General features: G+C 71.0%; 9 protein-coding genes. 7 read left to right on the plus strand and 2 right to left on the minus strand.

Going from position 1 to position 13952, the window contains the following annotated elements; genetic code table 11:
- Nucleotides 1-127 precede the first annotated feature (127 nt).
- Nucleotides 128-1369 (plus strand): GDSL-type esterase/lipase family protein, encoded by a 1242-nt coding sequence (locus AB0F15_RS36465; RefSeq protein WP_360280807.1) that lies wholly within the window; start codon nucleotides 128-130, stop codon nucleotides 1367-1369.
- Between the two features lie 246 nt (nucleotides 1370-1615).
- Here AB0F15_RS36465 and AB0F15_RS36470 read toward each other — a convergent pair whose 3' ends face one another.
- Together AB0F15_RS36470 and AB0F15_RS36475 are read right to left on the minus strand one after the other, a co-directional pair.
- Complete coding sequence (locus AB0F15_RS36470) at nucleotides 1616-4255, minus strand: CBM35 domain-containing protein (RefSeq protein ID WP_360280810.1); 2640 nt, start codon at nucleotides 4253-4255, stop codon at nucleotides 1616-1618.
- Between the two features lie 307 nt (nucleotides 4256-4562).
- Complete coding sequence (locus tag AB0F15_RS36475) at nucleotides 4563-5624, minus strand: LacI family DNA-binding transcriptional regulator (RefSeq protein WP_360280813.1); 1062 nt, start codon at nucleotides 5622-5624, stop codon at nucleotides 4563-4565.
- A 119-nt stretch (nucleotides 5625-5743) separates the two neighbouring features.
- Between AB0F15_RS36475 and AB0F15_RS36480 the strand changes: the two genes are divergently transcribed.
- The 6 genes from AB0F15_RS36480 (at nucleotide 5744) to yicI (ending at nucleotide 13913) form a co-directional block, all read left to right on the plus strand.
- Complete coding sequence (locus tag AB0F15_RS36480) at nucleotides 5744-6991, plus strand: ABC transporter substrate-binding protein (protein ID WP_360280816.1); 1248 nt, start codon at nucleotides 5744-5746, stop codon at nucleotides 6989-6991.
- Nucleotides 6992-7000: 9 nt separating this feature from the next.
- The gene (locus AB0F15_RS36485) at nucleotides 7001-7954 is read left to right on the plus strand and encodes a sugar ABC transporter permease (RefSeq protein WP_360280819.1); all 954 of its coding nucleotides are present in this window, start codon (nucleotides 7001-7003) and stop codon (nucleotides 7952-7954) included.
- Nucleotides 7951-8760: a carbohydrate ABC transporter permease gene (locus tag AB0F15_RS36490; protein WP_360280822.1), complete on the plus strand. Its 810-nt coding sequence runs from the start codon at nucleotides 7951-7953 to the stop codon at nucleotides 8758-8760. Before AB0F15_RS36485 ends, AB0F15_RS36490 begins: the two co-directional genes overlap by 4 nt.
- A gap of 25 nt (nucleotides 8761-8785) precedes the next feature.
- The gene (locus AB0F15_RS36495; RefSeq protein WP_360280825.1) at nucleotides 8786-10516 is read left to right on the plus strand and encodes a trehalase family glycosidase; all 1731 of its coding nucleotides are present in this window, start codon (nucleotides 8786-8788) and stop codon (nucleotides 10514-10516) included.
- Between the two features lie 290 nt (nucleotides 10517-10806).
- Nucleotides 10807-11499, plus strand: a complete 693-nt coding sequence (locus AB0F15_RS36500; RefSeq protein WP_360280828.1) for a hypothetical protein — start codon at nucleotides 10807-10809, stop codon at nucleotides 11497-11499.
- 131 nt (nucleotides 11500-11630) lie between these two features.
- Nucleotides 11631-13913, plus strand: a complete 2283-nt coding sequence (yicI, locus tag AB0F15_RS36505) for an alpha-xylosidase (protein ID WP_360280830.1) — start codon at nucleotides 11631-11633, stop codon at nucleotides 13911-13913.
- Nucleotides 13914-13952 lie beyond the last annotated feature (39 nt).

Genomic DNA, 13952 nt, shown 5'->3' on the forward strand with positions numbered 1-13952 from the left:
GCGAATGACTCATCGGGGACGTCCGACGTCCCCGATGAGTCATTCGCGACGTTCGGGCTTTGGCCGGTCTTGTCATGGCGGTAAGCTGATTCCCGAGCCACCGGCAACTCGACGAGAGGACGGTCGGATGCGCATCCGCCGAACTGCTGTGGTCCTGGCCGTTTCCGCGTCGCTGGTGAGCCCGGCCGTGGCGGAGGCCGCGTCCTCGGGCGGCGGTGGGCTGCCCGGCACGGTCACCCTGACGGAGTCCGCGCTCGAAGGGGTGCACGGCACCGCACCCGACGTCACGATCCGCAACGTGCTCACCGTGACCGCGCCGGGGGCGGCGCTGCGGGTCCGGCTGAGCAACCCGTTCGGCGGCACCGCGATGACCGTCCGGTCGGTGTGGGTCGGCCGGCAGCCGTCGACGGATTCGCCGTCGCTGGTTCCGGGGTCGAACCGCCGGGCCACGTTCGGCTTCCGGCACGCGGTGACGATCCCGCCGGGCGCGAGCGCGTGGACCGATCCGCTGCCCCTGTCCGTCCGGCGCGGCGACCACGTCGCGGTGAGCGTCTACGCCCCGGGTGCGCCGGTCAACGGCCACACCTTCCCGCCACCGCAGACCGACACACCGGGGTCGTTCACCTCGGCCGGAGCGGGCGACGCGGGAGCGGACGAGCCGGGAACCGCTTACGGTCCCTTCGCGCCCGGTGTCCTGTGGTGGGCGGACGCGATCAGTGCGGTGTCCCCGGCCCGCGGCACGATCGTCGCCCTCGGCGACTCGATCACCGACGGCTACAACGCCTTCGGCGGTGGCCCGCGCTGGACCGACGTCCTCGCCGGACGCCTCGGTAAGCTGCCGCCGTCGCGGCAGCTGTCGGTGGCGAACGCGGGGATCAGCGGGAACACCGTCAGCGTGCAGCCGAACCCGTACGACCCCACCGGCCAGTGCTGCGGCCCGCCCGCGCCGCTCCGGCTCGACCGGGACGTGCTCTCCCTGCCGGGCGTGCGGTACGTCCTGCTCCTGGAGGGGACGAACGACCTCGGCGGTGGCGACAACGCCGCGCCCGCGCCCGCCGCGCAGGTCATCGACGCGATGCGGACCATCGTCCGGCGCGTGCACGCCACGGGCCGCAAGATCGTCGGCGCGACCATCCTGCCGATGTGCAACGCGGCCGGTGGCCCGAAGGAGCAGGCCCGCCTCGCGGTCAACGCGTGGATCCGCACGTCCGGAACGTTCGACGCGGTGCTCGACTTCGATTCGGTGCTCCGTGATCCGGCCGACCCGACGGTGATCCGCGCGGACTGGCGCAGCGACTGCTACCACCCGAACGCGGCAGGCGACCGCCTCCTGGGCGACTCGATCGACCTCCGGGTGTTCACCCGCTGACGGGCCCCTGACCGGACGGAGGCTCCGGGGAGGGCCGCCCGGGCTCGCCGGGGTCCGGCGGCGCGGTGGGGCGCGGTTCCCGGGCCTGCGCCCGGCGGGGACCGATGACGGTGACGATCAGGTGGTCGATGGGCGACATCGAGGCCTCTCCGCAGCTCCGGCGAGCCCCCCTCCGGGCTCCGGGCTACCCGTGGTGCGGAAGCCGAAACCCGGCGGGGGCTCACGTTCGTTTCGCTGGAACCGTGCTCAGCCGGCCGTGAGGGGCGCGACCGAGACGGAGTCGATGTTCGGGGCGTACTTCGAGCGCTGGCCGAACTGGTTGGAGGTCTTCCCGTCCCAGTCCGGCAGCTCCTGGGCGGTGAAGGTGATCGTGTTGGTCCCGGCGCGCAGGTCGACCGGGACGGCGAGATCGCGGAACTGGTTGAAGTGGAACGTGGTCGGGAACAGCACCCGCCGGGCGGCGCCGCCGTTGACGGCGATGTCGGCGTGCCGCGCGACCGGGTCGGGGTTGTAGTGGGTGGGGATCGACTCCTCCGCGTTGGCGTAGCGGACGACGAGGACGTGGTGGCCCGCCTGCTTCGCCGTCACCCGCAGGGTCAGCGCGTTGCCCGGCCCGTCGCCCACCGCGGTGACGACCTGCCCCGAGGCGAACGAGAAGTCGCCGCTCCGCTGGGCGGCCCCGGTGAGGACGCCGGTTTCGGCTTCGATCCGGGCCGGTGCCGGGACCGATGACGGCGCGGTGCGGACGCGGTCGAGCAGGAGTTCGCCGGTGGTGCCGGTGACGACGAGCCGGTTGATGCCCGCCGAGAGGAACAGCGGCACGGTGTCCGGGGCCCCAGGCGCGCCGAGGGGCCACCCGGTCTGCCCGTTGACGTCGACGCGGGCGGTGCCCAGGCCGGTCCGGTCGAAGCTGACGGACGCGTAGCCGTCGTGGTCGGCGTGGACCCAGAAGGTCGCCGACGCGCCGCGGCGCAGCGACACCGCGCCGGGGCCGGACGTGCCGCGGACGTCGTACCGGATCGCGGCCGTCCCGAGGTCGGCGTACTCCGCTTCGTAGCTCGTGCGGCCGTCGGTGGCGGGATCGACGCGGGTGAGGTCGATCTTGTCGATGATCGCGTCGCCGCGGGTGGTGCCGAGGTCGGGGTCGGCCGCGGCGAGGGTGATCGTGTGCCGTCCGGCGGTGAGCGGCACGCGGGTGCCGGTGTGGTCCCAGACCACCCACTCGTAGGAGACGGGCAGGTTCAGCTGCCGCGGGTCCCGGCCGTCGACCCGCAGGAAGACGTTGGTCGGGCCCTGGGCGACGACGCTCGGGTACTTGTCGTAGGTGTTCGAGAAGACACTGAGGTCGTAACGGCCGTCCTGAGGCACGTCGACGTCGAAGGAGAGCGTGACGTCCGACCCGGTTCGCAGGCCGCCGACGTTGTAGTCGCCGGACGTGGCGAACTTGCCGACGTTGCCGGGATTGCCTTCCGGGCCGTTGCGGCTCCAGCCGGTGCCGGTGTGCGCGGCGTCCTCGGCTTCGTACGTGTGGCGCCACGGGGCCGGCGAGCCGTCGGTGGTGCCGCTCCCGCCGGGGCTGAGGATCACCTGGTAGGCCGACATCTCCTGGAGGTCGGTGAAGGGCAGGGTGAGGCTGCCGTCCGCCGGGACGGCCAGTTCGGTGTCGAGCTTCCGCTGCGGTGCCGGGGAGTCACCGAGCTGCCCGGTCCACGGGATCTCCTGCACGGTGACGTGCACGCGGCTGCCGAAGACCTTCCGGTCGACGTGGGCGAACCGGACGTCCGCGGCGCCCCGGGAACCACCGAAGATCGTGCGCGACTGCCGTTTGGCGCGATCGAGCGTCGCGATGCCCTGCAGGGTGTACTGCCGGCCGGGGGACGGCGGTGTCACGCGCACGGTGTTCCCGCTCAGCCGGCCGTAGGCGTTGAACAGCCACCACTGCCCGTTGCCCTTGTTCGCTTCCGCGACGCTGTCGTCGAGGTTGCCGTCGATGTTCCAGTACGCCAGATCGGCGTCGACCTTGGCGTCTTCGATGGCCGACATCCACTGGATCATCTGGCCGGGCACGGACAGGTGGTAGCGGTAGGCGTACTCGTCGAGGTTGACCGGCAGCGGCCCGATGCCCAGCTCGCGCTCCCAGCCGCGGTAACGGTCCACATTGGACCGGACCGAGGCGGGCGAGGACAGCTCGTGCCAGGTCACCACGTCCGGCAGGCAGTCGTTCGCCTTGCAGTACTGGAGGAAGCCCTTCACCTGGTCGTAGAGGACGCTGGTGTTGGGGCCGGCGATGCGCGCCAGCGGGTCGAGCTTCTTGATGAGGTCGTGGACCTGTTTCCACTCCGCGAAGAAGTGCCGGGGATCGGTGAGCCAGCTGACGTTGTCGTAGCTGTACTGGCCGGTGCCGTACATGTTCCCTTCGGGTTCGTTGAAGGGGACGTACACGACGTGGTCGCGTTCGCCGGAGCCGAGGACCTGGTTGACCTGGGTGGTGAGCTTGGCGCGGTAGTCGTCGACCCCGGCCTGGCCCTGGGCACGCTGGTAGGGGAAGCCGCGATAGCTGTCGGTCAGGTAGACGTAGACGTCCCGCCCACCGGCGGCGACGAACGGCTTCGCGACCTCGAGGGCGTCGGCGCCCGGGTGCTGCGGGCCGTCCTGGGCCTTGGTGGCCAGCGTCTTGGGGTAAAAGCCGGCCAGCGCGTTGGCACTGGGGACGCCGTCGCCGTAGACGCCGTAAAGGGAACCGGCGGCCCCGCCGTGGAAGGCGCCGGTACTGGCGCCGAGGTCGACCGTCAGGACGCTGGTGGCCGCGCCGGCGGGGGTGTGCAGCAGGGCCGTGGTGAGGATCGCCGCGAGCGCGACGGGCAGGACAGTTCGCCGTTGAACCATGGGGACTCCGGGCAGGTCGAGGGGAGGTCGGTGACCATCGAACCGGTTCGATCGCGAAGTGCACACTACGGGACGGTGTGGCGCAAAGGCAACGGGCGGATTGGCGAACCGGTTCGATGAGTCGGCTGGAGCTGGGGCCTGCTCGGCGGGGGTGCGGATCGGTGGGGGGTGGGGCTCGGGCGCGGCAGGGCTGAAGCGCTCCGGTGGGGGCCGGTCGGTGGTGTGCGGCGGGGTGTGACCGGCGGTGGGCCGGGGTGGTGCCAGTCGGCTGTCGCGCCGGGGTGGGCCTGCGGTGAGGCGGCGCCGGTCAGCCGTGGCGGCGCCGGGCACCCGTGCTCGACCGCAGCGAGATCGGCGGCTCCAGCAGCGCGTGCCGCGGTGCCGCGCCGGCGTCCGCTATCTGGGCCAGCAGCAGGTCCACCGCGAGCCGCCCGAGCTCGACGGCGGGTACGTCCGCCGCGGTGAGCGGGGGGTGGAAGTCCTCGGCCAGGCGCTCGGCGATCACGCCCGTCAGCGAGAAGTCGCGGGGGACCTCCAGGCCGGCCCGGTGCAGCGCGCGCTGGACGCCGGGCAGGGCCGCTTCGTTGATCGTCACCGCCGCCGTCACCGAGGGCCACTGTGTCCGGATCTGCTCGAAGCACGCCAGGCCGGCCGCGGCTTCGTCCGCGCAGCACACCGTGCGGGCCGTCAGGCCGCGCGCCGCGGTGGCGTCGAGGAACCCGGTCGCCGAGCGCAGGGCGGGCCCGTACCCGGCCGCGACGAGCTCCGCCGAGCGGTTGATCAGCACGACTTCCTCGTGGCCGAGGTCCGCGAGGTGGTGCACGCACCGCGTGATCAGGGCGCCGTAGTCGACGTCCACCCACCAGGACGCCCCGGGGTGCTCGACGTGGCCGATGGTCACGAACGGCAGGCTCGCCTGGCTCAGCCGCTCGACCCGCGGGTCTTCGAGGAGGATTTCCATCAGGATCACGCCGTCGACGCGCCGCCCGGTCACGATGCGTTCGAACGAGCGGTCGTGGTCGCCGCCGCTGGGGGAGAGCAGGACGTCGAGGTCGTGGGCGGCGGCCGCGTCGACGACGCTGCCGACGAAGCCCAGCTGGACGTCGGTCAGCCGGCGGCTGGCCGGCGGGACGACCAGGCCCAGGGTGCGCGTGCGGCCTTCGGCCAGTGCGCGGGCGCTGGCGTTGGGCCGGTAACCGAGCTCGGCGATGACGTCGTTGATGCGCTGCACGGTGGCCGCCGACACCGGTCGCTTGCCGCTGAGCGCGTACGACACGGTGCTGCGCGAAACCCCGGCACGCCGCGCGATCTCCCCGATGTTCATGCCACTCCTGAGCCGTTTTCGAGAACCGGTTCGATCGTAGTACACGCAGTATTGCGCAAGAGAGCTCGCGGGGTTTACGGTGGCGCGGCCTCGGTCATCGAACCGGTTCGATGGCGCGCAGACCGCCTCCAGGTCGTCACAGGTGCCGACAGGAAGGACCTCCTATGAAGCGTCACCCGATCATCCGGCTGCTGTCGGTGGCCGTCGCCGCGACGACACTGGCCGCGTGCTCCTCCGGACCGGCTCCCGCCGCGGGCGCCGGCGGGACGGGCGCCGACGGCGCCTTCACGGTCTGGGACCCCTACCCGCAGTTCGACGCGAGTTCCGCGTGGGCGAAGGTCGTCGACAAGTGCGGCGCCGACGCCGGGGTGAAGATCGCGCGGCAGGCCTTCGACACCACCGACCTCACCAACAAGGTGCTGCTCGCCGCCCAGCAGAACACGGCGCCGAACGTCCTGGTGGTGGACAACCCCGTGGTCTCCACCCTGGCCGAGGGCGGGGTGGTGAAGTCCAATGCGGACACCGGCCTCGACGCCACGCCGGCCGCCCCGAACCTGGTCGCCGCCGCCGACGTCAAGGGCCAGGTGTACGGCGTGCCGATCGGCGCCAACACGCTCGCCCTCTACTACAACAAGTCCGTGCTGACCGCGGCCGGCGTCGACCCGGCGTCCGTGCGGGACTGGGCTTCGCTCGACGCGGCGCTGGCCAAGGTGCACGCCGCGGGCAAGAAGGGCATCACGTTCTCCGCCATCGGCACCGAGGAAGGCAGCTTCCAGTTCCTGCCGTGGTTCTGGGGCGCGGGAGCGAACCTGACCGACCTGGCCTCCGCCGACGCCGTTTCGGCGCTCACGCAGTGGAAGTCGTGGCTGGACAAGGGCTACGCCCCGAATTCGGTGGTCGGCAACACGCAGACGACCAGCTGGCAGGAGTTCGCGACCGGCGAGTACGCCTTCGCCGAGAACGGGACCTGGCAGCTGCAGAACGCGAAGAAGGCCGGCTTCGAGTACGGTGTCCTCCCGATCCCGGCCCGCGCCGGGGGAGCGGCCCCGGCACCGACCGGCGGCGAATTCGTCACCGTGCCGGCCCAGAGCAGCCCGGACGCCGAGAAGACGGCGGGCCGGATCGCGTCCTGCCTGACCAGCCCGGCCAACGTCCTCGACTCCGACACGGCGCTGACCTACGTCTCCGCCGTGCCTTCGGTGCAGGAAAAGCAGGTCGCCGCCCAGCCGGAGCTGAAGGTGTGGGTCGACGCGGTCAAGGTCGCGAAGGGGCGCACGAGCGACAACCTCGGCACCCGGTACCCCCGGATCTCGGAACCGCTCTGGGGCGCCGTGCAGGGCGCGCTCACCGGCGCGAAGGCCCCCGGCGCCGCGCTCGCGGCCGCGCAGGCGACCGCCGCGTCGGCGAAGTGAGGCCGGCTCGTGCAGGACATCCGTGAGCCGGTGACCGCCCGGCCGGACGCCCCGGCGCCCGGCCGGGCGGGCCGGGAGCGGCGACGGCGCCAGCAGCTCCTCGCGTGGGCGTTCCTCGTGCCGCTCGTCGCCTACCTCGTGCTCTGCTACGGCTATCCGCTGGCGACGAACCTCGATCTCAGCTTCCGCAACTACACGGTCCGGACGTTTGTCCACGGCGGGGCACCGCTGGTGTGGTTCGACAACTACGCCACTGTGTTCACGGATCCGACCTTCCGCACGGCCCTGTTCGACACGGTCGTCTTCACCGCCGCGTCGCTGCTCTTCCAGTACGGCATCGGGCTGGCGATGGCGGTGTTCTTCGCCAGGAACTTCCGCCTGGGCCCGACGCTGCGTGCCCTGTTCCTGGTGCCCTGGCTGCTGCCCCTGATCGTTTCCGGCTCGACGTGGGCGTGGCTGCTCAACAGCGAGTCCGGGGTGGTCAACTCCGTGCTGGGCTGGTTCGGTGCCGGCCGGATCGACTGGCTGACGTCGCCGTCCTGGGCCCTGGTCTCGGTGATCGTCGCCAACATCTGGATCGGCGTGCCGTTCAACCTCGTCGTGCTGCACAGCGGCCTGCAGAACATCCCGGGCGAGGTCTACGAGGCGGCGTCGCTCGACGGCGCGGGGGCGTGGCAGCGGTTCCGGCTCATCACCTTCCCGCTCCTGCGGCCGGTCTCGGCGATCACCCTCCTGCTGGGGCTGGTCTACACGCTGAAGGTGTTCGACGTCATCTGGATCATGACCAAGGGCGGCCCCGGCGGGTCGTCGACCACCCTCGCCACCTGGTCCTACCAGCTCGGGTTCGGCAGCATGCTCCCGCGGTTCGGGCCCAGCGCGGCCGTGGGCAACGTGCTCATCCTGCTGGCACTGGCCGCCGGGCTGCTCTACGTCCGCGCGCAGCGCAGGCAGGAGGAAGCGTGATCCGGCGCTGGCGCACCGCGGTGGGGCTGGTCCTCACCGCCGTGATGCTGTTCCCCGTCTACTGGATGGTCAACGTGTCGCTGACGCCGGCCGGGCGGATGCGCAAGTCGCCGCCCGACTGGTTCCCCGCCGCGCCGACGTTCGAAGGCTACGAGCGGGTCCTGCACGAGCAGCTCCCGTACTTCGCCACCAGCCTGCTCGTCGCGCTGGGGACCGTGGCGCTGACTCTGGCCCTGGCCGCACCTTCGGCGTACGCGCTGGCCAAGCTGCGCCCGCGCGGCCACCGGACGCTGGGCTTCGTGCTGCTCGTCGCCCAGATGATCCCCGGCATCATCATGGCGCTGGGGTTCTACGGCATCTACGTCACGCTGGGCATCACCAACACCGCCTGGGGGCTGGTCCTCGCCGACTCGACGATCGCGGTGCCGTTCGCCGTGCTCATCCTCACCTCCTTCATGGCTTCGGTGCCGGACGAGCTCGTCCAGGCGGCCACGATCGACGGGGCGGGTGCGGTGCGCGCGTTCTGGTCGGTGGTGCTGCCCGCGAGCCGCAACGGCGTCGTGACCGCGGGGCTGTTCTCGTTCCTGTGGGCCTGGTCCGACTTCGTCTTCGCGGCGACCCTGGACGGCGGTGGCTCGATGCGGCCGCTGACCCTGGGCATCTACCGCTACATCGGCAACAACAACCAGGAGTGGAACTCCATCATGGCGACGGCGGTGGTCGCTTCCGTGCCCGCCGCCGTGCTTCTCGTGCTGGCGCAACGGTTCGTCGCCGCCGGCGTCACCGCGGGCGCCGTCAAGGACTGAGCCCCCTTTCGGAAAGGACGACCCTGTGCCCACGGGTGATCAGGAATTTTCGCTGCGGGAGATTCCCTTCAGCTACCCGGGAGCGTGGTTCGACGTTTCCCCGGTGGTGGCCCAGGCCACCTACGCGGACGACCTCCACGTCGTGTCCCACCGCCACGGCATGCACGCCGTGCTGGCCCTGGTCCCCGAAAGCGGCGGCGCACCCGCGGCGGTCGCGGCCGGCGCCACGCCGTCCGCACTCACCTGGGGCACCGGCGACCGGCGGATCACGGCGGTGTTCGCGGCACCGGAAGCGCTCAGGATCGCCGGGCGCGGCCTCGAGCTGCGGATCCGCGCGGCGGAACCCACGCTCACCCCGTTCACCGGCAGCTACTTCTTCACCGATCCGGTCGACGGCTCGGCCGTGTTCACGTCCTACGAGACCGGCTGCCGCTACCGGGTGACCGTCCTTTCCGGACACGCGCGGCACGTCGGCGCCGAGGCGCTCGGCACGGCCGAGCGGGCCGTCGTCGTGGGCGGCGACGCCTGGGAAGTGGTGATCGAGGAACTCCCCGGCACCCGGGAGCCGTACTCGACGGCACTGACGTTCGCCGACGTGCTCGCCGCCACCCGCACCGAGTTCGCCACTTTCGCTGATTCAGTGGCGCCTTGGCGCAGCGAGCACACCCCGGCCGCCGAGCTCGCCTGTTACGTGCTCTGGTCGGCCATTGTGGCGCCGGCCGGGTTCGTGGGCCGTCCGGCCGTGCTGATGTCGAAGCACTGGATGGACAAGGTGTGGAGCTGGGACCACTGCTTCAACGCGCTCGCGCTGGCCGGTGGACGGCCCGAGCTGGCCTGGCACCAGTTCCAGGTCGTCTTCGACCACCAGGACGACCGGGGCGCGCTGCCCGACTCGATCACCCACGCCGAGGTGCTGCGCAACTTCGTCAAACCGCCCATCCACGGCTGGACGCTCGGCCGCCTGCGCGGCCGGCTTCCGGCAGGCCTGCCCGAAGCGGAGCGGGGCGCCGTCTACCGGCAGCTGGCGGCTTGGACGACGTTCTGGCTCGAGCACCGCCGGGTGCCCGGCGGGCCGTTCGCCCACTACGAACACGGCAACGACAGCGGCTGGGACAACGCGACACCGTTCGCCGAACGCCGGCTCGTGCAGACACCCGACCTCGCCGCGTTCCTCGTCCTGCAGCTGAAGGAACTCGCCGTGCTGGCCGCCGAACAGGGTGATCCCGGCGCGGCCGCGCGGTGGCACGCCGAAGCGGACAGCATGCTGGCGTCGCTGCTGGGCGAGCTCTGGGACGGCACGAGGTTCGTCAGCCGCTCGGCCGTCACCGGGGCGGTCCAGTCCGGCGCGAGCCTGCTCGAGCTCATGCCGATCGTGCTCGGCGAACACCTGCCGCCGGACGTCCGCGACAAGGTCGTGGCCGGGCTGGAGGAGCACCTCACCGACATCGGGCTGGCGACCGAGCTGCCGGCGTCCGAGTTCTACGAGGCGGACGGCTACTGGCGCGGGCCGGTGTGGGCGCCCGTCACCGTGCTGATCGAAGACGGGCTCCGCCGCGCCGGTGCCGTCGAGCTCGCCGACCGGGTCGGCGCCCGGTTCCGGGCGGTGTGCGAAAAGTCCGGGTTCGCCGAGAACTTCGACGCGGTGACCGGCGACGGCCTGCGCGATCGCGCGTACACGTGGACGGCCGCGGCGTACCTCCTCCTCGCGGGGGATGCCGAACGCCGCCGCGCGCGTGCGGCCGCGCGGGACGCCTGATCGCCGATTCGTCGAAACGCATCGACGTTACGCATTCGGGAGGTCGCCTGGTGGAGTGCGAGTACGGTTCCCGATTCGATGGAATCGACATCTTCGCCGATATCGAAATCATCGAAGTATTCTTTTGCGGTTCATTGTCGATGCTGGTCGAATGCGGGTAAGTCACCCACCGTATCTTGACCCGTACGCGAGTACCTGCGATAGTCGGTCCACTCCCGTTCGCGCCGCGCTGGCCGTGAAAACGTCGTCGAAACGATTCGACATCGGGGTAACCGGGAAAGGACAGAACCATGCACAACGTTGTGCGTTCCTTGCTCGTCTCGCTGACCGCGGCCGCAGTGGTGGCGACCACCGCGGGGGTGGCCGAAGCGGCCACCTGGTCGTCTTCCGACAAATGGGCGACGTGGTCCAACGGTGGATACACCGTCCGCAACGACGTCTGGGGCAGCGGCGCCGGTCCGCAGACGATCTGGGCGAATTCGTACAGCAATTGGGGTGTGTGGGCGGACCACCCGAACACGGGCGGGATCAAGTCCTACCCGCACTCGGCGAAGAACGTCGGCCGGACGCTCAGTTCGCTGCGGCAGGTTTCCAGCAGCTTCAACGTGAGCCGGCCGGGCAGCGGCGCCTACGAGACGGCCTATGACATCTGGGCGAACAACAACGCCTACGAGATCATGTTGTGGGTCAACAAGCAGGGTGCGGTCGGTCCGCTGGGCACCAAGCAGACGACGGTGAGCGTCGGCGGGCACACCTGGGACGTCTACAAGGGATCGAACGGCTCGAACGCGGTGTTCTCGTTCCTGCGCACGTCGAACACCAACGCCGGCACCGTCGACGTCCTCGCGGTCATGAACTGGATCAAGGCCCGCGGCTGGTTCGGGGACGTGACCCTCGGCGAGGTGCAGTTCGGCTTCGAGATCACGTCGTCTTCGGGTGGCCTGAACTTCACTTCGAACAGCTACTCGGTAACCGCTTCCTGACCGTTCACCGCACTCATGGAGGACATCGTCATGCGACAGCACCGGCCGGCGGCGGGTAGGCGCCTCGGGTGGCGGAGGTCGGGTCACGAACCCGGCGCCGGCCGGTGTCGCGGCCGAGGTCCGGCAGCGCGATGAAGTTCAGCGACGGCTACTGGAAGCTCAAACCGGGGGTCACGGCGGCCCACCCGGTCGAAGTCCGCGAGATCACCGAAGGGCCCGGCTCCCTGGTGGTGCACGCGCCCGCCCACGCCGTCCGGCACCGGGGCGACCTGCTCAAGGGACCGCTCATCACGGTCGCGCTGTCCGCCCCACGGCCGGACGTCATCAAGGTCGAGGTCACCCACTTCGCGGGCGAGCGGGAGCGGGGGCCGCGGTTCGCCGTCGATGACGGCGAACCCGGTGGTGAGGTGTCGCGGGAGGACGGCGCCGTCGTCCTGACGTCCGGGAACCTGTCGGTCCGGGTGCGTGAGGACGCGTGGCGGGTCGAGTTCGTGGCCGCGGGCGAAGTGCTCACCTCCAGCGCCGGCAAGGGCCTGGGTTTCCTGACGGTGGACGGCGTGCACCACGTGCGGGAGCAGCTGAACCTCGGCGTCGGCGACAGCGTGTACGGCCTCGGTGAGCGGTTCGGGCCGCTGGTCCGCAACGGCCAGCAGGTGGACAGCTGGAACGCCGACGGGGGCACGGCGACCGAGCAGGCCTACAAGAACATCCCCTTCTACCTGACCGACGCCGGGTACGGCGTGTTCGTCAACCACCCCGGCCGCGTGTCGTTCGAGGTCGCGTCCGAGGTGACGTCGAAGGTGCAGTTCAGCGTCGAAGGGCAGTCGCTGGAGTACTTCGTCGTCTACGGGCCGACACCGAAGGACGTCCTGCGCACGTACACCGCACTGACCGGCCGGCCCGCGATGCCGCCGGCGTGGTCGTTCGGGCTCTGGTTGTCGACGTCCTTCACGACGTCCTACGACGAGCGGACGGTCACCGGCTTCATCGACGGCATGGCCGGCCGCGACCTGCCGCTGAGCGTCTTCCACTTCGACTGCTTCTGGATGCGCGAGCTGCACTGGTGCGATTTCACCTGGGATCCCGTGGCGTTCCCCGATCCGGCCGGGATGCTCGCCCGGCTGAAGGCCCGCGGACTGCGGGTCTCGGTGTGGATCAACCCGTACATCGCCCAGCGTTCGGCGTTGTTCGCCGAGGGCGTGGCGGGCGGGTACCTGCTCCGGAAACCGGGCGGCGACGTGTGGCAGGGGGACGAATGGCAGCCCGGGATGGCCCTGGTCGACTTCACCAACCCGGCCGCGCGGGAATGGTACGCGGCCAACCTGGCCGTTCTGCTCGAGCAAGGTGTCGACTGCTTCAAGACCGACTTCGGCGAGCGGATCCCCACGGACGTGGTCTACCACGACGGATCCGATCCGGAGCGGATGCACAACTACTACACGTACCTCTACAACGAGACGGTGTTCGAGCTCCTGCGCGAGCGGGGTGACGCCGTGGTGTTCGCGCGGTCGGCGACGGCGGGGTCGCAGCGGTTCCCGGTCCACTGGGGCGGTGACTGCGAGGCGACATACGAGGCGATGGCGGAAAGCCTGCGCGGCGGCCTGTCGCTCGGGATGGCCGGGTTCGGGTTCTGGAGCCACGACATCGGCGGGTTCGAGGGCACGCCGTCGGCGGCGTTGTTCAAGCGGTGGATCGCGTTCGGGCTGCTGTCGTCGCACAGCCGGCTGCACGGCAGTCATTCGTACCGGGTGCCGTGGCTGTTCGACGAGGAAGCGGTCGACGTCCTGCGCCGGTTCACGAAGCTGAAGGCCCGGCTGATGCCGTACCTCGCCCAGGTGGCCCGCCAGGCGGTGGCCGAGGGCGTCCCGATGATGCGCGCGATGGTCCTCGAGTTCCCGGACGACCCGGCGTGCACGCACCTGGAGCGCCAGTACATGCTGGGGGAGAGCCTGCTGGTGGCGCCGGTGTTCTCGGACGACGGCGCCGTCTCCTACTACGTCCCCGACGGGTGCTGGACGGACCTGCTGACCGGGAGAAAGGTGCGGGGACCACGGTGGATCCACGACCACCGGGGCTTCCTCGAACTGCCGGTCCTGGTCCGCCCGGACACGGTCCTGCCGCTCGGAGCGGTCGACTCCCGCCCGGACTACGCCTACGCGGACGGCGTCACGTTGTGCCTGTACGAGCTGAGCGAGGGCACCCGCACGACGACCGTGGGCGACACGGTGTTCGTGACGCACCGCCGAGGCGACCACGTGCGGATCGAGACCCCGGAACCCCCGGCGGACTGGCAGATCCTGCTGGTGGGCGTCGGCACCGTCTCCGCGGTGACCGGCGGCGCGGTCGAGCCGACGGAGGCGGGGGCCGTCGTCCGGCCCGCGGGCGGCGCCGTGACCCTGCGGATCGAGGGGTAGCCTTTACCTCACGGGGAATTGGTTTCGGGCCGTGGCGGC

Origin of the sequence: Amycolatopsis sp. NPDC026612 (assembly GCF_040638285.1) — a bacterium.
GTDB lineage: Bacteria > Actinomycetota > Actinomycetes > Mycobacteriales > Pseudonocardiaceae > Amycolatopsis.